Source organism: Pyxidicoccus sp. M15, assembly GCF_056858435.1.
In genome coordinates this window covers 6,657,289-6,674,592 of record NZ_CM166495.1, presented here as the reverse complement: position 1 = coordinate 6,674,592, position 17,304 = coordinate 6,657,289, and the positions used below count along the sequence as shown (strand labels likewise).

Below are 17,304 nucleotides of genomic sequence, written 5' to 3'. Positions count from 1 at the left end.
CGGTCCATGAAGGCCCTCCTCGTCTCCCTGTTCCTGCTGGGCGCGGCGCCGGAAGGCAGCGCGCCGGCCCTTCCTCCCGAAGCGCTCGCGGCGCCGCCCGTCGCGGACGACTCGCCCACCGCGTGGGCCTGCAACATCGACACCCTGCGCGCGGGCAAGGAGTGCGTCTTCGAGGCGGACCTGTCCTCCAGCACCGCCAGCGACGGCCAGGACACCGCCAACCGCAAGCTCCTCCAGGACGTCGCGAAGGCGATGTGCTCGGAGGCCGTGAGCACCATCCGCGAGGGCCGCCCGGACGCGACGCTCACCGCCCTGTGCGAGCGCCGCTACACCACCGCCGTGGACCAGTGCGGCCTGGACGGCACCGCGCCCGTCGTGGACGCGAAGGGCCGCTTCGCACCGGGCGCCCGCGACTGCTACCGCGCCCTGTCCGCCGTGCTGCAGGACGTGCAGTTCATGGCCACGGTGGCCTCGCCGTGCTGCGAGTGCGCCGCGCGCGCGGGCTGCCCCGGCACCGGTGACCGCTGCTACTCGGACGTGTCCCAGCAGCTGGCGCCGCCGGCGACGCTCGCGTGTCTCAATGACCGCTGCTCGGACGCGTGCTCCATGGTGCTGCCGTCGCCTTCGTCGGGCTCGCGGTCCGCGCCCACGGTCCGGGAGCACAACCGCTCCACGCAGTCCGGCTCCGCCTCGCTCTAGGAGTTCCTTCCATGCTCCGCCATCCCTGGATGCTCCCCGCCTGGGCCCTGCTGGGCTCGCTCTCCGCCAGTTGCGGCGCTTCGCATTCGCACGTCACGTGGACGGAGCCGCCGCCCCGACAGGAAGCCATCACCGAGCGGCCTCCCGCGGCGCCCGCCGAGCCGCCCGCGCCCAGCGCCCTGGCAGACCCGAAGGCCTTCGCCGCGCGCTATCCGAATCCCGCCCTGTGCGAGGCCGCCGCGCGCCGGGTTCACGCCGAGTCGCGCGACGAGGGCTGGGCCGCGCTCAAGGCGTGCATCGAGAATACCCCCTTCACGCAGCTCAACGCACTGCTCGGCCGAGCCTGGGCGGAGGACCTGCGCGTGCGGCCCGAGGGCGCTGCGCTCATCGCTCGCGTGGTGGCCCAGCGCGGCGGCAGCGTGACGGGTGAGTTGCAGTACCTCCAGGACCGGCGGATTCCCATCTTCTCGCTGTCGTCCGCCATGGACCGGCCGGACACGTACAAGGGCCGCTACGTGATGCTGCGCGCCCGCGTCGCGGACCAGCGCACGGAGGGCGAGCGCCCCACGGTGTGGCTGGTGGAGCAGACGCTCACCTCGGTGGAGACGAATGCGCCGGTGGGCTACAGCGAGCGCTCCGACATGCTGTCCTCGTACTCCGGTGACCTGGACGGGCAGACGCAGCTCACGGGGCCGGGGCGCATCGGCGGCGCGGTGACGTCGCGCCAGCGCGAGGAGCGCAGCGTCACGCGGAAGCACTACGACAACATCTCCGATGAGACGGGGCGCGAGGCGCTCGGGCGGCTGCCGCGCGCGGACCCCTTCCTGGAGACGCGCCGCGACTACGTCATCCTCGCCCGCTTCGACGGCATGCGCGTCACGTCGGGTGGCACCGACGGGGATGACGAGGCGCCGCGCATCCCGGTGCTCACCATCGTCAGCTACCACCCGCCGCATCCGCTCGTCGTGTACTGAGATGCGGCTTCGGGCCGCGGCCTCCAGTCGCGCCCGAAAGAATGACAAGAATCGGGATTGCAAACGCTCATCGAGCGGCAATCCCAGGCGTTGCCAGTGAGAGTGCATTTCGGCGCTCGGGCGGCAATGCCTTGTTCCTGACAGGGATATGTAGCGATTGGGTGCCCGCCGGCTCGGCGGCGCCCGGGCACGGCTATACCAAAGGCGCCGCCCTCGTTGAGCGCTCGCTCAGGAATGCATGGGAAGCCCTGGCCTCGACCAACGGCCTGGCGGCCAGCGTGAGTCCGTCAACCTGGAGGTCGCAATGCATTCCCTGCATTTGAGCAGCGTTCTGGTTCTCCTGACCCTGACGGGTCTGTCCCAGCAGGCGAGCGCTCAAAACCTGGTCATCAATCCAGGCTTCGAGAGCGGTCCGGCACTTTGCAGCAACAGCAATGGCCCCTTCTACCTGGGCCAGGGGTACGTCGACTCCTGGGACGGCATCAACATCGCTTTTCCTGGCAACTACCCGGTCAACACGGGGGTGGTGAGGAGCCAGACCGCCCCCTGCTACTACGGGCAGTTCCCTCAGGGGTATGGCGCAGCCTCGGGAGCTAGGGCCATCTACCTGGACCTGGAGTACAACTCGAACGCTTTCACCTCCGATGTGCGGGCAAGAGGTTCGCTTCTGGCCTATCCCGGCCGCCGCGGCCTGACTCCCTACCAGGTGTGCATCAAGCTCAATGCCTCCCCTGATGCGGGAACCAACTACCCCAAGAACAGCACACTCGAGGTGGTCCTGCGCAGCAGTGTCTGGCCCGCGGAAAGACTCGTCGGTCAGTTCTTCGTCCCGGCGGTGAACGCCTGGAACACGTATACCTCGCTCTTCTCGCTCCTGGCCGAGGAGCGCGCCATGTATGACCGGGTCGAGCTCCGGCTGCTCCGGCGCACGGACATCGGGGCCTATGACTCCGGTGTGTACGTCGACAGTGTCGCCATTCTGGATGTCATCGGTGGCGCCATCGACTGCTCCATCCTCCCTTGACGAGAGGGGACGGCGGCCCCCGGAAATAAAAAACGAGGCGCCGGGGAGCACGCCCCGACGCCTCGTCCGGGTCGGCCCCGCGCCGACCCAACTGCACTGTTGACGCTCGCTCGCGCTACTCCTGCTGCGCGTCGGTGAGCGTGAAGGCCTGCGTGAGGTCCTTGCCGGACCCCAGCTCCACCGTCACCGGCGCATCCGGTGAGGTGTTGAAGGTGACGCCCTCGGGCCCCGCGATGCTCAGCGAGAAGGTGCCCGGGATGAGGAAGTTGAAGCTCGCCTCGAAGGTGCCGTTGCCGTCGCCGTCCGTCAGCGCCAGCTCCTCGCGGCTGCCCGCGGCGTTGATCATCACCGCGCGGAAGTCGCCCAGGGTGACCTGGTGGCCGTCCACCACCGGCAGCGCCACGTCCGCGCCCTTCGTCAGCGTCACGTTGATGCTGCCGGACGCCGTGATTTCGGCGGACTTGATGACCGGGCTCATCACCCAGCGGCCCGAGCCACCCGCCTCCTTGCCGAAGCTCTGCGCGACGTCGAAGTCGATCAGGAGGATCTTCTGCTCACCCTCGATGCTCAGCTTCTCGGTGAACTTCACCTTGAGGCCAGAGCTGCCGTAGCTCGGCATGTGGAGGGCGCCGGAGACCGTCGCACCCTCGGGCAGCCCGGCGTAGTCGTTGGAGGAGGCGAAGATGGACGTGGAGCCGTCCGCGTTCTTCGCCTCGACGTAGCCACCGGTGATGACGAAGCGGATCTCCGAGTAGTCACCGTTGGGGACCACCGCGTCCGACACCAGCTCCGACGTCTTGTTGGCCAGGTCCAGCAGGCTCACCGTGACGGGCTCGTCGAGCAGCACCACGCGGCCGCCCTTGTCGCCGTTGGACTTCCGGATGACGTCGTCGTCGTCGTCGTTGCTGTCGTCGTCGCCACCGCCCTGCAGGTAGATCTCCGAGATGGTGACGACCGCGGTCTTGAGGTTGTCGCCCGGAGCGTCGGTCAGCAGCACCGTGACCTTGCCCTCACCCCCGCCACAGCCCACGAGGGGCAGCAGGACGACGGCCAGGAGGGCAGCAAAGCTCGAGCGAAGGTGTGAAATCCGAGGCATGGGTCGATGTGCTCCATCAGGGCTCCCGAATTGCGAGCCCTTTTGGCTGAAAATGACCCGCCGCGGCGGCGATCGGCCACGGCCCTTCACCCATGGATTCCGAACTTTGCGGGTGCAGGGTGACTGTAGAATTACAGTTGTCACTCCTGTCGTGGAGGGCCCTGGTTGCGCGGCGCAGGGCGCGACACGGCTGAGTGCCGAGCCTCCTGTGACACCCAGGGCTCCGGCAGCGCGAGACGCAGGTCCGTGCCGGGAAGGGGGCTCGTGGCGTAGCCGAATGCGCCGGGCTCGGAGAGGAAGTCCTCCAGCTCGGGGTCCCTCGCGAAGAGCGGGTCCTGTCTCAGGCCGCCGTCGAGGATGATCAGGTCGACGTGCTGTCGGCGCAGGTAGTCGGAGAGGGGCTCGCCCACGCGCCTCGTCCAGGTGGGGATGCGGCGGAACGGGCGCCCCAGGTACACGGACAGGCCGCCCTGCGCGTCCAGCACGCCGATGGACGCTCCCGGCGCGAGGTGCGTCTCCAGCCCGAGCGCGCGGAGGGCGCGCACCCGGTGCAGCTGCTCCTTCTTCACCGCGGACGGGCCGCCCTGGCGTCGCACGAGGTCCGGTACCGACAGCACCAGCACTCCGGCCACCGTCGCGGCGAGCACCAGGCCCATGGGCCTCGCGGCGGGACTCGCACCGTGGGGCCGCGAGGCCGCTGCTGCCCACGCGGCCAGCACGGCGAGTCCCATGAGCCCCTGGAGCACGAGGTAGTGGTGTCGCGGCTGGATGAGCACCGCGGACAGCAGCACGGGCGGCAGCACGACACCCATCGCGATCAGCGTCCCCACCACGCGGCGACGCCGCAGGGCTGGGAAGAGGCGCCGCGCGTTCCAGGCCAGCATGCCGAGCGGGCCGGCCACCGCCACGCAGAGGAGGAGCAGGTGCCCGGCCTGCTCCCGCGTCCAGGGGCTGCGCCCGGGCAGGGGCGACACGCCGCCGTAGCCCGTCGCGAACAGCTTCAGTGACTCGCGCGGATAGCGCCGCAGGTTCTGCCCGAGGTGCACGAGGAGCTCGCCCGGGTTGGCGCGCGCGGCTTCACCGAGGGTCTCCACGTCACCGAACACCTTGCGGATGACCACGTCGCACTCGCTCCATGGGTTCACGGGCATCCGCGTGCGCTGGACGTAGTTGTCCGCGAAGTGCTGGCAGAACGCGTAGAAGCGCCGGTTGCTGGTGTTGCCGAACGGGTTGCCCATCACCGCCACGAGCGCCAGCACTCCCAGCACGTGAGTCACACCCGTGTGCAGGGCTCGTGGCCACCGGGCCCATTCTCTCCAGACACTCCGGATGAGCAGGCCCGCCAGCAGTACGGACGCGAGGAGGAAGGACAGGAAGTACTCGGGACGAGCGAACGACGCGACGAGCAGACCCACGCCCACGCTCAGGCAGGCGCCCACGCGGGAGCGGACCATGGACGCGAGGAGCAGCGCGACGATGATGACGAGGGCCGCGAGCAGGGTGGGGCGCGGCAGGACATGCGGCGCCATGGACAGCAGGTACACCGAGGCACCGGCCAGCGCGAGCCAGGGCCGCGCGCCGACGCGCCTCAGGAGGGCGTAGCCCGCCACGGAGGTGAGCAGCAGCAGGAGCCGGGTGTTGGCGTAGAAGACCTCCACCGGGTCCGGCCACACACGGGAGAGTGCGAAGTACCAGAGCGAGTACAGCGGTCCCCACTCCGCGTCCGGCAGCCCGCGCTCCGGCAGCAGCAGCGCGCGGTGGAGGTAGTCGGCCTCGTCCCAGAGTCCCAGGTCGAGCACTCCCTCGACGCCGCGCCCCAGCTTCACGCAGGCCAGCACGAGCGCGACGAGGCACACGCCTTCCGCGACGAGCGCGGGCAGCCGCTGCTGCGGAGAGGGAGGAAGAGGAGGAGTGGACACGAGCTCGGGGGGGAACGTGTGCCCCGCAGGGTTACCAGAGGCCGGGAGGACGCATCCATGCGGCCGTCTCTCATCTGACGAACAGCCGACAGGCGACGCGGCACCCACCGCCTCACCCGTCACGAGCCCCGGGGCCAGCCCGCGAGGGGGAGCGCGGGCGAGGTGAGGAGCACGTCCTGGGGGAACACGGCCGCGGGCTCCACGCTGGCTTCCACCGCCGCTCTCGAATCCAGCCACCGGCACGCCTGGGGAAAGCGCGTCAATTCCTGGAAGCACTCCGGGTTGAGCGCCACGCGCAGCACGTAGTCCTTCGCCTCGGCGAGCTGCTCCGCCGTCGGGTGCGCGTCCACCACGGGGACACCGCGCTCGCGCAGCCCCTCCTTGAGCGTGCCCAGCTCGGAAGGAATGAAGGGCGCCGCGCCTGGCGGCAGCAGCACCAGGTGCGGGCGCGTCAGCGCGGTGAGGCGAGGCGCACCGGAGCGGCCGCCCGTGCTCAGCACCGGTGGCAGCCCCAGCGGCACCGGACGCCCGGTCTCATCCACGGTGGCGAAGAGGTAGAGGGGCGCCTCGTCGACCACGCCGTTGCGCTCCGCCGTCGTGTTCCAGGTGAAGGCCCGCGTGCCGAAGTCGAGGTACGTCACGCGCCGTCCCCGCAGCCAGACCTCCCCCCTGCCGGGCGCGCCCACGCTGTCACCGGAGAGCGGGCGCAGCGGTGTCACGCCGCCTTCCTCCATGGCGGGCACCACGTCGGCCGGAGCCAGCGGTGCGAGCAGCCCGCCGCCCCGGTGCATGCGCAACCCCGCGGAGTGGAGGTCCACGGCGCTGCGGTAGCGGTCCGGCGGCGTGTCCCGGGGGACGACGACGTACGTCACCTCCCAGAAGGGGCTGTAGAAGACACTGTCCTCTCCGATGTCCACCAGCGGCAGCGCGCCCGCCAGCCGGTGCGCGTCCGGCCGCGCCGGGTCGTAGTCGGTGACGAGCACGTACCAGGGCTGCACCCAGACCTCCGGCACGTGCTCCCAGACCTCGAGCACGGCGAACGCCACGGGCCGCCCCTCGCTGAATGCGGGGAAGACGTTGAAGCCGTCCTGGCCCTGGGTCTGGCGCCGCTCCAGGCGGTGGTAGGGCGGCGACCACTGCGGCAGCGGCCGCCCGCCAGACGTGACGGGCGCACCGATGGCGAGGGCAGTGAGTCGGTTCGGGAGCGGGCGATGGGCGGATGCGTCCTCTCGAAGGTGCCGCAGCGTCCAGGTGCGAGGGACGGGGCCCGCCGGTGCGTCATCCCGGGCGCGGTCGCCGCAGCCGGTGGACAGGAGCGCGGCGAGCAGTGACAGCGCCGCGAGGATGAGTCGGGAAGAGGGAGGGAGCATGGCAGCCCCCGAAGGCTGTGCACGGGGGCCGCGCCCTCAAGGCGTACAGCCCTGGCGGGCAGGCCGGCCTCCACGCATCGCGCGTCGCGCCTCCCCGCGGTCTCACGGGAGTGCGGACCGGAGGACCGGGAACAACGGTTCCTTCCGGAGGATGAGACCCGAGGGATGTGTCCGTGCTGGCTGAGTGATGGACGCGTCCGGGCGTGTGCACACGTGGACTGACGCCGATGGCTGCTCGTCACTGCGTGACTACCTCTGGGGCGCCCGGACGGCTTGGTTGTCCATGCGCGCACCTTCCGGTGTTTCCCGTCCCCGAGGGAGAAGACTCCATGTCACCCCCGAACCCCATCAAGTTGTCGTCTGTCGTTGCTCCGAGTTCCTGGCTGAGGCGGCTCGCAGCCTGTGTCCTCGTCCTCATGGCCTGCGGTCCGTCCGAGGACGTGCCGGAAGACGCGGCCACCGGAACGCTCCGCCAGGCGGTGGACAGCACGTCCATCGATCCGGCACGTCAGTTGTTCGTCACCGACGTGAGCGTCGTGGATGACGCGCGCTTCACGAAGTGGGCCCCCCGGAAGGTGAACAGCGCGCCCGACGGCGGATGGAGCTTCGGCCGGCTCATCGACAACATGCTGCCGGACGCGCTGTACGGGCTGCGGGGACGCGAGAGGGACCATGCGCGGTCGATGTTCGTGCTGCATTGGCTGCGCACGTGGGAGCACGAGCAGCTCATCAACGGCCAGCGCGTGCCGGCACGCCCGGCCATCCGCTCGCTCGTCATCGAACCGTGGCGCGCGGCCAGCGGCTGCATCGGCGCGGACTTCCAATGCGTGCTCGACTTCGACAAGGCGCCCTTCCGGCTGCTGGCCATCGTCTACCGGCCGGACCTGCGGCGCCTGCCCTCGGTGGGCGAGCCGGGCCGCGCGGGCGAGGGACGCTTCGTCTTCGGCGTGCTGGGCCCCGATGGCGAGCGCAAGCCCTTCACCGTCATCTTCGAGTACGCGCTGCCCATCACCGGCAAGCAGGACATCCTCATCTGGGCGAAGCGCTTCCAGGCGCTGGGGCAGCTGCCCTTCGGCCCGGAGTACAACGAGAAGCTGTTCGAGGCGACGCGGAGGTTCACCCGGCGCGGCGCCGCGCGCAGGCGGCAGAACGGCAGCGCGCTGCTCCAGGTGCGCACCAACGAGGTGCCCCTGTCGCCGGCCAGCCCGCAGGAGTGGGAGATGCGGGAGTTCGTCCTGGGCCCCTCGGGTTTGCTGACGCCGGACACGGTGAAGCAGGAGGTGGACGCGGCCCTCAACGGCACGCAGATGCTGGGGGACTGGGCCGCCCGGAACGCGAGCGCCATCCTCGCGGGCACGCACGAGGTGCCCGTCAGGTGGCGGGGCGTGCCCTTCCGCGCGGGCGCGGCGCCGGTGCTCCAGGACAGCCGCTGGCAGGTGCCCGGAGTGACGGAGGAGGTGCGTCATGCCTTCGCGCAGGCCACGTGCAGCGGGTGTCACAAGGCGGAGACGGGGACGAACTTCCTCCATGTCCGCACGCGTGAAGTGGGCGCGGCGTCATCGGTGTCCGCCTTCCTCGCGCAGGAGCTGGCCCCGGACGGGCCCCGCGTGGCGGACTTCGTCGAGCTCCTCAACACTCATGACCTGGCGCGGGTGAGGGACGGCAAGCGCCAGGAGCACAGCCAGGAGTAGCCGCGCGCAAGGGCCTAGGCCGACGACGTGTCCAGCCCGTGCTTGCGCAGCAGCTTGCGCAGGTAGACGCGGTCGATGCCGGCCTCGCGCGACGCGCGGGACACGTTGCCTTCGCAGCGCTCCAGGAGGGTGCGCAGGTAGTCGCGCTCGAAGCCCTCGATGAGGCGCTCCTTGGCCTCCTTGAAGGGGAGGTCCAGGGCCATGGGCACCGTGTTCTCCGGGTCGTCGTCCACGGCGCTCGGGCGCACGTCGGGGATGTCCGGCAGCGCCTCCTCGCCCAGGTTGACGACGCGGTCCACCACGTTGCGCAATTCGCGCACGTTGCCCGGCCACGGGTACTGCGCGAGCAGCGCGCGCGTCTGGTCCGACAGCGCGCTGGGCGGGCGGCCCATGCGCGTGAGCACCGTGTCGATGAGCAGCGGGATGTCCTCCGGGTGCTCGCGCAGCGGGGGCAGCACCACGCGCAGCACCGCGAGCCGGTGGAACAGGTCTCCGCGGAACGCGCCGTTCTTCACCGCGCCCTCGAGGTCCTGGTGCGTGGCCGCCACCACGCGCACGTTGACGGTGCGGTAGTCGTTGGCGCCCACGCGCTTCACCTGCCGGCGCTCCAGCGCGCGCAGCAGGCGCGGCTGCACTTCCAGCGGCAGCTCGCCCACCTCGTCGAGGAAGAGGGTGCCGCCGTGGGCCCGCTCGAAGGCGCCCGCGCGGTCCGTGTTGGCGCCGGTGAAGGCCCCCTTCACATGGCCGAACAGCTCGCTCTCCAGCAGCTGCGGGGCGATGCCCGCCAGGTCCGCGATGACGAAGGGCCCCTTGCTCCGGGGGCTGTGCGCGTGGATGGCCTCCGCGCACAGTTCCTTGCCCGTGCCCGTCTCGCCCTGGATGAGCACGTCGGACTCGCCGGCGGCCAGGCGCTCCAGCAGCGTGAAGACCTCGCGCATGCGGCGGCTGTTGCCCACCAGCCCGCCGAAGCTGCCGCGGGTGGACAGGGGCATGGAGCGCGACTTCTCGCCCTCCGGCACCAGCTTCAGCTCGGTGGTGCCCAGGGTGAGGACCGCGCCGGGGCGGACCTCCAGCTCGGAGAAGCGCATGCCCTCGCAGAAGGAGCCGTTGCGCGAGCCCGGGTCCACCGCGCGAACGCCGTCATCCCGAACCTCGAGGATGAGGTGCTGGCGGGAGACGGCCCGGTCCGGGAGCACGATGTCCGACGTCGCCTCGGAGCCGATGCGGTAGCGCCCCGGCAACAGCGGATAGGCCTTGCCGGCATCCGGCCCCGACAGCACCGCCAGACGCATGCGGACGCGAGGAATGCGGATGGCCGGAAGGGCATCGGTTCGGACCAGCTCGTCCCCGTCCTCGTCTCCCAGACTTGCCACGGCGCGCAACATAGCACGGGGTTTGTCCGGCGCAGCGTCTGGGATTCCCCGGAGATGGGGTAATGTCGCCCCCCGCAATGGCCTTGCAACCCGGAGACAGGTTCGGCCGATATGAGCTGGTGTCGTGGCTCGGTCGGGGGGGAATGGCGGAGACGTGGCGCGCCCGGCTGATGGGCGCCGCCGGCGTCACCAAGTCCGTGCTCATCAAGAAGGTGTTGCCGGAGTACTCCGGGGACGAGGCCTTCATCTCCATGTTCATCAGCGAGGCGCGCATCTCCGCCACGCTGTCGCATGGCAACGTGGCCCAGGTCTTCGACTTCGGACAGGTGGACGGGGACTACTTCCTGGCGATGGAGTACGTGGACGGCCAGCCCCTCCACCGCATCCTGAAGCGGGCGCTGCGCTCCGGGTTCTCCTGCCTGCCCGTGCCGGTCGCCACCTTCATCGCCCTGGAGATGTGCCGGGGCCTGCACTACGCGCACACGCGCACGGATGAGAAGGGCACTCCGCTGGGCATCGTCCACCGGGACATCTCTCCGGACAACGTGCTCATCAGCTACGAGGGCCAGGTCAAGATCGTCGACTTCGGCATCGCCAAGGCGCGCTCGCTGCGCAGCTTCGACACCGCGCCGGGCGTGGTGAAGGGCAAGTACCTGTTCTTCTCGCCGGAGCAGGCGCGGGGCGAAGAGGTGGATGCACGCACCGACGTCTGGGCAACGGGCGTGGTGCTCTACCTGCTGGTCTGCGGGCGGCTGCCGCTGGAGGGGCCCGAGTACGCGGTGATGCGTAACCTGGTCAGCCGGCAGGCGCTGCCGCGGGCGCGCGACGTCCGGCCGGACGTGCCTTCCGCGCTGGATGCCATCCTCCAGAAGGCGCTCGCGATGAAGAAGGAGGACCGCTTCGAGTCCGCCCACGCCCTGGGCGACGCGCTGGCCGGCTTCCTCTACACGTCCTCGCCCCGCTTCTCCGCCATGTCCGTCGCGTACCTGCTGCGCGAGCTGTTCCGCCCGGACATGAGCGAGGAGGGCCGCGACACGAAGGTGCCGCCCGCCTTCGTGGAGGAGCTGTCCGTCTGGCGCGCCGCGCCGCCCATGCCCCGGCCCACGGAGCCGGCGACGGAGCTGATGGCCGAGGAGCCCCGGACGCTGGAGACCGACGCGCTCGCGGCGCCGGATGCCTCGGCACCGGAGAAGGCGGACGACGCCAGCGAGTCCGAGGGCGGCATCCTCCAGGACGGCATCGGCCTGTCGACGGCGGTGGGCGGCGTGGCCGTGCTGGCCGTCCTGGCCCTGCTGTGGGTGAGCTTCACCCGGCTCAGGGCCGACTGGGCGGAGCAGGAGGCGGCGCCCCCTCCCGGGCCTCCGGCGTCCTTCCGGCCCGTTCCTCCGCCCCCGTCGCCCCCGCGGACGGCCGAGGCCCCGGTGCCGAAGTCCTCCGACAAGGCGGAGTCCGACGTCCCGAGCTCCGCCACCTGGCCGGTGGAGTCCTTCCAGCTGGAGGCCCGGCGGCACCTGTTCCGGGTCTCCAGCGGGCGCGCCGGCCTGGGGAAGCTGGACCCCGAAGCGGACTGGCGCCTCGTGGAGACCACCGTCCTCGCTACCGCAGATCGCGGCAAGGCGCAGCCCGCGCTCTTCTTCCTCCTCTCGGGGCCGGGTGTGGACGCCGCCGCGGCGGTGGGCCCCGTGTCGCGCAAGCCCGAGGTCCTCCGCAGCGCCTCCGGGCTGATGCTCTTCACCCTGGGCCCTCCCTCCCCGGAGAACCTGCCCGGGCGCACCGTGTCCCTCACCAGCCTGCGAACCGACGAGGTCCAGCGCCTCGTCCTGCACCCGGAGTGGATGACGGCCGCGCCGGAGCGGGTCTTCGCGCTGTCCGGCCTGCGGCCGGAGGAGTCCTACCGGCTGACGCTGGAGCCGGTGGGCGAGGGTGCCTTCACCCGGGGACGCGAGCGCGGCCCGGTGCTCACGGTGGCCTGCATGCAGCGGGAGCAGCCCGAGGACATGCCCCCGGAGCGCGTCTCACGCTTCCTGGTGTCCCAGGGCGAGGAGGTGCGCATCACCGGGATGCGCGGCCTGGACTGCGGCTTCGTCGACGACGACCCCGCCGACAACACGGGGGCGATGCGCGTGCTCATCGAGAAGACCCGCCCGCTGTCCGAGCGGGGCGCCACGGTGGTCCGTCAGGCCGTGCCCCGGAGCTCCGGCACGCAGCGGCTGGAGAAGCGGACGGGGCCGTTGGAGCTCCCGGAGCCCGTCGCCGGAGGCACGGCCCCAGGGCGCGGCGGTGGGGAGGCCCTGGAGGCGGCGCGCGCCCTCTTCAAGGCGGGGAAGCTCGACGCCGCGCGGACGCGGGCCCGCCAGTGCGTGGCCCAGGCCCCCCAGGATGCCGAGTGCCACCTGCTGCTGGGCTCCGTGGAGGCCCGGCTGGGCAACCAGAAGGAGGGCGCGAAGCACTACCAGCGCTTCCTGGAGCTCGCGCCGGGGGACCACCCCCAGGCCAGCAAGGTCCTCCGCGTCCTCCAGGAGTACGAGGCCCAGTAGGCCCCCGAGTCACGACGCATTGAGTTAAACCCTTCGCCCCCCGGGGCTTGGAAAAGCGAGCGGGGCTCCCGTAGAAAGGTGCTCGCATGACGCCCTTCCGCTTCCCCCGCGCCCTGGCGCTTCCGGCGCTGCTCGTCGCCGCCGCCTGCGGTGACTCCGAAGATTCCATCCCCGTCCGGACCTGCGAGGTGACGCTGACCTATGCCCCGCAGCAGTCGGTGCAGGGCACCGTGTCCGTCATCGGCGAGTGGGATGGTTTCTCCTCCACCCGCCCGCTGGAGCTGAAGGACCGCGGCGACGGCGTCTTCACGGCGCGCCTGGAGGGGCTGGAGCCGCGCGACTACGGCTACCGCTTCCAGCTGGGGGAGAAGCAGCTGATGGACCCCCAGAACCCGTACACCCGCTGGGTGCGCGCGGAGGAGTACTCGCGGCTCACCGTGCCGGACTGCCGGCAGCCGGTGCTGGAGCTGCGGCGCTTCGTGGTGAAGGCGGAGGGCGCGCTGGAGGTGGAGGTCGCCTACCTGGACGGGACGGACGAGGCCGGCCCGGCGAAGGAGGGCGTTTCCATCTCCCTGGACGGCGTGGAGAAGCCCGACGCGTTCGACCGGAGCACCGGCATCTTCCGCCTCGACGCGGTCGCCCTCGTGGGCAAGCACCACGTGAAGGTGACGGCGAAGGACGCCCGGGGCCGCGAGGCCGCGCCGCTCTATCTGCCCTTCTGGATGGAGGCGAAGAAGTTCCGCTGGGAGTCGGGGCTGATGTACTTCGCCTTCACGGACCGCTTCAACAACGCCCGGGCGGAGAACGACGGCCCGGTGGCGGACGTGGACCCCATCGCCAACTACCAGGGCGGTGACTTCGCCGGCATCACCCAGAAGCTCGACGAGGGCTACTTCACCAACCTCGGCGTGAAGACGCTGTGGATCTCCCCCGTGGACCAGAACCCGGAGGGGCGCTTCGTCGGCACCGGCGGCAAGTACTACGCGGGCTATCACGGCTACTGGCCGTCCATGCCGCGCACCACCCAGCACCGCTTCGGCTCGCTCGAGGAGCTGCGCGCGCTCACCGCCGCGGCCCACAAGAAGGGCATCCGCGTCATCGCGGACCTGGTGCTCAACCACGTGCACCAGGAGCACCCGTACTGGATCGAGCACCAGGGCGACGGCTGGTTCAACACGTCCGCCAGCTGCGTGTGCGGCAGCCAGGACTGCGACTGGGAGGAGAAGCGCCTCACCTGCAAGTTCACCAACTACCTGCCCGACTTCAACTGGCGCTCGTCGGACATGGTGGACCAGTTCGTCTCCGACACGCTGTGGTGGCTGGAGGAGGCGGACTTCGACGGCTTCCGCATGGACGCCGTGAAGCACATGGACCAGGTGGCGGGGCGCACGCTGCGCGGGCGGCTGAAGGAAATCACCGCCATGACGGGCACCGAGTTCTACCTCGTGGGGGAGACCTTCGTCGGTGAGGACGGCCGCTCGCAGATTGCCCGCTACATCAGCCCGCGCGAGCTGGACGGCCAGTTCGACTTCCCCCTGTACTGGCCCATCCGCCGCGTCTTCGCGGACGGCGAGCCGATGAGCGTCGTGGAGACGGCCGTGCGCGCCAACGAGGTCTTCTACGCGCCGGGCACGCTCAACTCGCCCTTCCTGGGCAACCATGACGTGGCGCGCTTCATGTCCCAGGCGGCGAAGCAGCTCGACGGCGCCGGGGGAGACCCGTTCAGCAACTCGCGCCCGCCGGCCACGATCACGGACCCGGCCGCCTTCGAGAAGGCGAAGTACGCCTTCACCTTCCTGCTCACCCAGCCGGGCGTGCCGCTCGTGTACTACGGCGACGAGGTGGGCATGCCGGGCGCCGGGGACCCGGACAACCGGCGGATGATGCGCTTCGGCGCCATGCTGGAGCCCATGGAAGGGGAGCTGCTGGAGCTGGTCCAGAAGCTGGGGCAGGTGCGGGCCACGAATGAGGCGCTGCAGACGGGCGCCCGTCACACGCTGCGCGTGGAGAACGACCTCTACATCTTCCAGCGGAGCCTGCCGGACGGGCAGGGCGCCATCGTGGTCATCAACCGCGGCACCGTGCAGCGGCCGCCGCTGGAGATAGACCTGGTGGCGGGCCTGGCGAGCAGGTCGGGGACGTACGCGGACATCTTCACCGGCCGCGAGCTGACGCTCGAAGGGACGGCGACCGTCGTGGAGCTGCCGCCTCGCAGCGTCTCCGTGTACGTGCCGAAACAGGTTCCCCTGCCCTGAGGGCGGGCGGGTGCTTGTCGTAGCCGGCCGGTGGGAGGGGGGACGCCCCTTCCTCCGGCGGCTGGTTACGGCTGCTGCGGCTGCTGGCTCTTCCCGTGCTTGTAGAAAAGCACGAGGGTGTAGCAGTGGAACTCGTTGTCGGACGACTGACAGACGACGCGGTCGACAATCTCCAGATCCGCGTTGCTCTTCAGCCAACGGGTGACGTTCTCACCCAGCTCCTCGCGCTCCTTCGCCTTGGTGGCGGAGAAGACCTTCACGCCCGTGAACATCGCCTGCCACTCCTTGTGCGGTACTGACAAAGGACAATAGGGGGTTATGGCACGTGATTTCCAGAGGTGTCAAAAACCCGGCTTCCCGGACGCCCGGATATTGATCCAACCGGTGCGGGGGTTTGCAGCGCGGGGGACGTGCCTAGATTGCCCAAGTCGCACCTGGTGTGACTGGGGCGCTCGGGGCAGGGGGCCGCGAGTGAGGCGGCGGTTGGGGAAGGGGGAAGGCCCGTGGACATGAAGACCAAGAAGGATCTCGCGGTAGACTTCATCAATACGATTCGCACGATGGAGCCCACTGCGCTCAACGCGCTGATCGTCAAGGAGGCGGGCGAGGAGCTGGCCCAGTTCTTCCTGAACTACAGCGCGAACCTCATCTCCAAGGACCCGTCGCGGGTGCTGGAGAACACGTCCTCGCTGATGCTGATGGGGTACCTCATCCGCACCTATGAGGAGAAGAACACGCAGGCCAAGCAGGGGACCTTCCAGTCCTACGCCTTCGCCTGAGGGGCTCGGAGCGGGCGCGGCAGGCTCGACAGGCCCGGGTGTGGCCTGTTAGGGAGCGGCGCCCATGCTCATCGACCTGCACGCCCATTCCTACCTGTCCAAGGGTTGCGAGCTGGACCCTCGCAACGTGCTGGAGCGGGCCGCGCTGTTCGGCCTGGACGGGGTGGCCTTCACGGAGACGAACACCCAGGACGGCTGTGATGAGCTGTTCGACCTGGGCGCGAAGGCGAAGCTGAAGGTCTTCGTCGGGCTGGAGCTGGTGACGGACCGCGGCCAGTACCTCTGCTTCTTCCCGAAGCCGGAGCTGGCCCCGGAGCCCGTGCAGCTGTGGGGCAGCAACCGCGAGAAGCCGTGGAGCGCCGCCGAGTGCCTGCCCAAGGTGAAGTCCCTGGGGGCGGCCATCGTCGCCGCGCGTCCGTACGACAGGGACTCGCAGAACCCGGCCATGGACTTCATCCGCTCGCTCAACGTGCTGAGCGCGGTGGAGGGCTACAACGCCCGGGTGAAGCAGACCGCCAATGACCTGGCCGTGGAGGCCGCCGAGGCGCTGAAGCTCCCGTGCACCGGGGGCAGCGACGCGCGCGGCTCGCTGGACGAGGTGGGCCGGGGCGCCACCTTCTTCAAGCGCGACATCAAGACGCAGGCGGAGCTGGTGGCGGAGCTGCTCAAGGGCGAGTTCTGGCCCGTCATGGCCGGCGAGCTGCCGCGCCTCACCCGGCCCGGCGAGGCCCAGGCCGCGCGCAAGTCGGGCGGTGGGGGCGGGGGCCGCGGCGGCAAGCAGCGCCGCCGCCGGCAGTAGACCGCCCTACGGGAACAGCGGCTTGCCGGCCTCCTCGGCGCGGGCGAGCCGGCCGTCGGTGAGGAAGGCCTTGCGGCGGCTGCCCGGGTACGTCCACTCCTCGTTCTTCGCCGTGCCCTCGAGCGTGCGGAGCACCCGCTCCGGCGGGCCCCACGCCATGCGCACCGCGTCCATGGACATGTTGGGCACCAGACGCTTCTCGCGGACGGCCTCCTTCACGGCCGGGGGCAGGGCGTCCAGTTGCGCCGTCAGCTCGCGGGGGGCGAGGTACTTCTCCAGCTCCGAGCGGAAGTCCTCCGGGCGCTCCAGGTTGGGCGGCAGCACCAGCACCAGCGGCGGGGCGCCGGGCGCGGCGCCTTCCTCGGCCAGGTACACCCAGGGCCAGGTGCGCGGGGTGTAGAGGACGCGCTCGGCCACCACCCACGAGGTGGGGAACTCCACCTTCGTGATTCGCAGCTTCGTGCCGGCGGGGAGGATGCGCTCCACCGCGCCGGGGTTGATTGGCTTGCCCTTCGTGTCGTCCAGCAGGCGCACGTCCTCGGGCGCGTACGGCGTGAGGAGGCGCTTGGACGCGTCACCGAAGAACGGGGTGACGTGGCTGGAGACGCGCAGGTACTGCACCGCCTCGGGGCCGGTGAGGGCGCTGTGGAGCGAGGTGCGCGCCTCGGGGGGCATCCGGGTGTAGGAGCCACAGCCCGCGGTGAGCGCGGTGAGGAGGAGGACGGCGAGGGAGGACAGTGGGAGTCGGTTGAGCGGCATGGCACCTCCGCGAGGACAGACGGCGCGGG

The 17,304-nt window shown here is 70.6% G+C and carries 14 protein-coding genes; 8 read left to right on the top strand and 6 right to left on the bottom strand.

What is annotated here, in order from left to right:
• Positions 1-6: 6 nt before the first annotated feature.
• From ACX9TP_RS24910 to ACX9TP_RS24900, 3 genes are all read left to right on the top strand, one after another.
• Positions 7-699: a hypothetical protein gene (locus ACX9TP_RS24910; protein ID WP_482973106.1), complete on the top strand. Its 693-nt coding sequence runs from the start codon at positions 7-9 to the stop codon at positions 697-699.
• An 11-nt stretch (positions 700-710) separates the two neighbouring features.
• On the top strand, positions 711-1,673 hold the full coding sequence (locus tag ACX9TP_RS24905) for a hypothetical protein (RefSeq protein WP_482973105.1): 963 nt from the start codon (positions 711-713) through the stop codon (positions 1,671-1,673).
• 304 nt (positions 1,674-1,977) lie between these two features.
• Positions 1,978-2,697: a hypothetical protein gene (locus ACX9TP_RS24900; RefSeq protein ID WP_482973104.1), complete on the top strand. Its 720-nt coding sequence runs from the start codon at positions 1,978-1,980 to the stop codon at positions 2,695-2,697.
• A gap of 115 nt (positions 2,698-2,812) precedes the next feature.
• On the opposite strand, the gene ACX9TP_RS24895 is transcribed toward ACX9TP_RS24900, so the two are convergent.
• The 3 genes from ACX9TP_RS24895 to ACX9TP_RS24885 form a co-directional block, all read right to left on the bottom strand.
• On the bottom strand, positions 2,813-3,793 hold the full coding sequence (locus tag ACX9TP_RS24895) for a DUF4382 domain-containing protein (protein WP_482973103.1): 981 nt from the start codon (positions 3,791-3,793) through the stop codon (positions 2,813-2,815).
• 140 nt (positions 3,794-3,933) lie between these two features.
• Positions 3,934-5,712, bottom strand: coding sequence for a DUF6311 domain-containing protein (locus tag ACX9TP_RS24890; RefSeq protein ID WP_482973102.1), 1,779 nt, complete (start codon positions 5,710-5,712; stop codon positions 3,934-3,936).
• A gap of 119 nt (positions 5,713-5,831) precedes the next feature.
• Positions 5,832-7,082 carry a hypothetical protein gene (locus ACX9TP_RS24885; RefSeq protein WP_482973101.1) on the bottom strand — a complete coding sequence of 417 codons (1,251 nt, stop codon included), beginning with the start codon at positions 7,080-7,082 and terminating at the stop codon, positions 5,832-5,834.
• Between the two features lie 416 nt (positions 7,083-7,498).
• Here ACX9TP_RS24885 and ACX9TP_RS24880 point away from each other — a divergent pair, with 416 nt between their 5' ends.
• Positions 7,499-8,773, top strand: coding sequence for a hypothetical protein (locus ACX9TP_RS24880; RefSeq protein ID WP_482973100.1), 1,275 nt, complete (start codon positions 7,499-7,501; stop codon positions 8,771-8,773).
• Between the two features lie 14 nt (positions 8,774-8,787).
• Here the strand turns inward: ACX9TP_RS24880 and ACX9TP_RS24875 are convergent, their stop codons facing one another.
• Complete coding sequence (locus tag ACX9TP_RS24875; protein ID WP_482973099.1) at positions 8,788-10,158, bottom strand: sigma 54-interacting transcriptional regulator; 1,371 nt, start codon at positions 10,156-10,158, stop codon at positions 8,788-8,790.
• A gap of 131 nt (positions 10,159-10,289) precedes the next feature.
• Between ACX9TP_RS24875 and ACX9TP_RS24870 the strand changes: the two genes are divergently transcribed.
• Together ACX9TP_RS24870 and ACX9TP_RS24865 are read left to right on the top strand one after the other, a co-directional pair.
• Positions 10,290-12,683, top strand: coding sequence for a serine/threonine-protein kinase (locus ACX9TP_RS24870; protein WP_482973098.1), 2,394 nt, complete (start codon positions 10,290-10,292; stop codon positions 12,681-12,683).
• Between the two features lie 86 nt (positions 12,684-12,769).
• Positions 12,770-14,938, top strand: coding sequence for an alpha-amylase family glycosyl hydrolase (locus tag ACX9TP_RS24865; protein WP_482973097.1), 2,169 nt, complete (start codon positions 12,770-12,772; stop codon positions 14,936-14,938).
• Between the two features lie 65 nt (positions 14,939-15,003).
• Here ACX9TP_RS24865 and ACX9TP_RS24860 read toward each other — a convergent pair whose 3' ends face one another.
• A complete protein-coding gene (locus tag ACX9TP_RS24860; protein WP_163996430.1) occupies positions 15,004-15,210 on the bottom strand; it encodes a hypothetical protein in 207 nt (68 codons plus the stop codon).
• 231 nt (positions 15,211-15,441) lie between these two features.
• Here ACX9TP_RS24860 and ACX9TP_RS24855 point away from each other — a divergent pair, with 231 nt between their 5' ends.
• Positions 15,442-15,717, top strand: coding sequence for a hypothetical protein (locus ACX9TP_RS24855; protein ID WP_163996431.1), 276 nt, complete (start codon positions 15,442-15,444; stop codon positions 15,715-15,717).
• 64 nt (positions 15,718-15,781) lie between these two features.
• Entirely contained in the window at positions 15,782-16,516 is a 735-nt protein-coding gene (locus tag ACX9TP_RS24850; protein WP_482973096.1) for a PHP-associated domain-containing protein, read from the top strand.
• Positions 16,517-16,522: 6 nt separating this feature from the next.
• On the opposite strand, the gene ACX9TP_RS24845 is transcribed toward ACX9TP_RS24850, so the two are convergent.
• On the bottom strand, positions 16,523-17,275 hold the full coding sequence (locus tag ACX9TP_RS24845) for a hypothetical protein (protein WP_482973095.1): 753 nt from the start codon (positions 17,273-17,275) through the stop codon (positions 16,523-16,525).
• Between the last annotated feature and the right edge of the window lie 29 nt (positions 17,276-17,304).

Coding starts and splice junctions, on each gene's coding strand:
- ACX9TP_RS24910 (WP_482973106.1), top strand. CDS start 7: ATGAAGGCCCTCCTCGTCTCCCTGTTCCTGCTGGGCGCGGCGCCGGAA.
- ACX9TP_RS24905 (WP_482973105.1), top strand. CDS start 711: ATGCTCCGCCATCCCTGGATGCTCCCCGCCTGGGCCCTGCTGGGCTCG.
- ACX9TP_RS24900 (WP_482973104.1), top strand. CDS start 1,978: ATGCATTCCCTGCATTTGAGCAGCGTTCTGGTTCTCCTGACCCTGACG.
- ACX9TP_RS24895 (WP_482973103.1), bottom strand. CDS start 3,793: ATGCCTCGGATTTCACACCTTCGCTCGAGCTTTGCTGCCCTCCTGGCC.
- ACX9TP_RS24885 (WP_482973101.1), bottom strand. CDS start 7,082: ATGCTCCCTCCCTCTTCCCGACTCATCCTCGCGGCGCTGTCACTGCTC.
- ACX9TP_RS24880 (WP_482973100.1), top strand. CDS start 7,499: ATGGCCTGCGGTCCGTCCGAGGACGTGCCGGAAGACGCGGCCACCGGA.
- ACX9TP_RS24875 (WP_482973099.1), bottom strand. CDS start 10,158: ATGTTGCGCGCCGTGGCAAGTCTGGGAGACGAGGACGGGGACGAGCTG.
- ACX9TP_RS24870 (WP_482973098.1), top strand. CDS start 10,290: ATGGCGGAGACGTGGCGCGCCCGGCTGATGGGCGCCGCCGGCGTCACC.
- ACX9TP_RS24865 (WP_482973097.1), top strand. CDS start 12,770: ATGACGCCCTTCCGCTTCCCCCGCGCCCTGGCGCTTCCGGCGCTGCTC.
- ACX9TP_RS24860 (WP_163996430.1), bottom strand. CDS start 15,210: ATGTTCACGGGCGTGAAGGTCTTCTCCGCCACCAAGGCGAAGGAGCGC.
- ACX9TP_RS24850 (WP_482973096.1), top strand. CDS start 15,782: ATGCTCATCGACCTGCACGCCCATTCCTACCTGTCCAAGGGTTGCGAG.
- ACX9TP_RS24845 (WP_482973095.1), bottom strand. CDS start 17,275: ATGCCGCTCAACCGACTCCCACTGTCCTCCCTCGCCGTCCTCCTCCTC.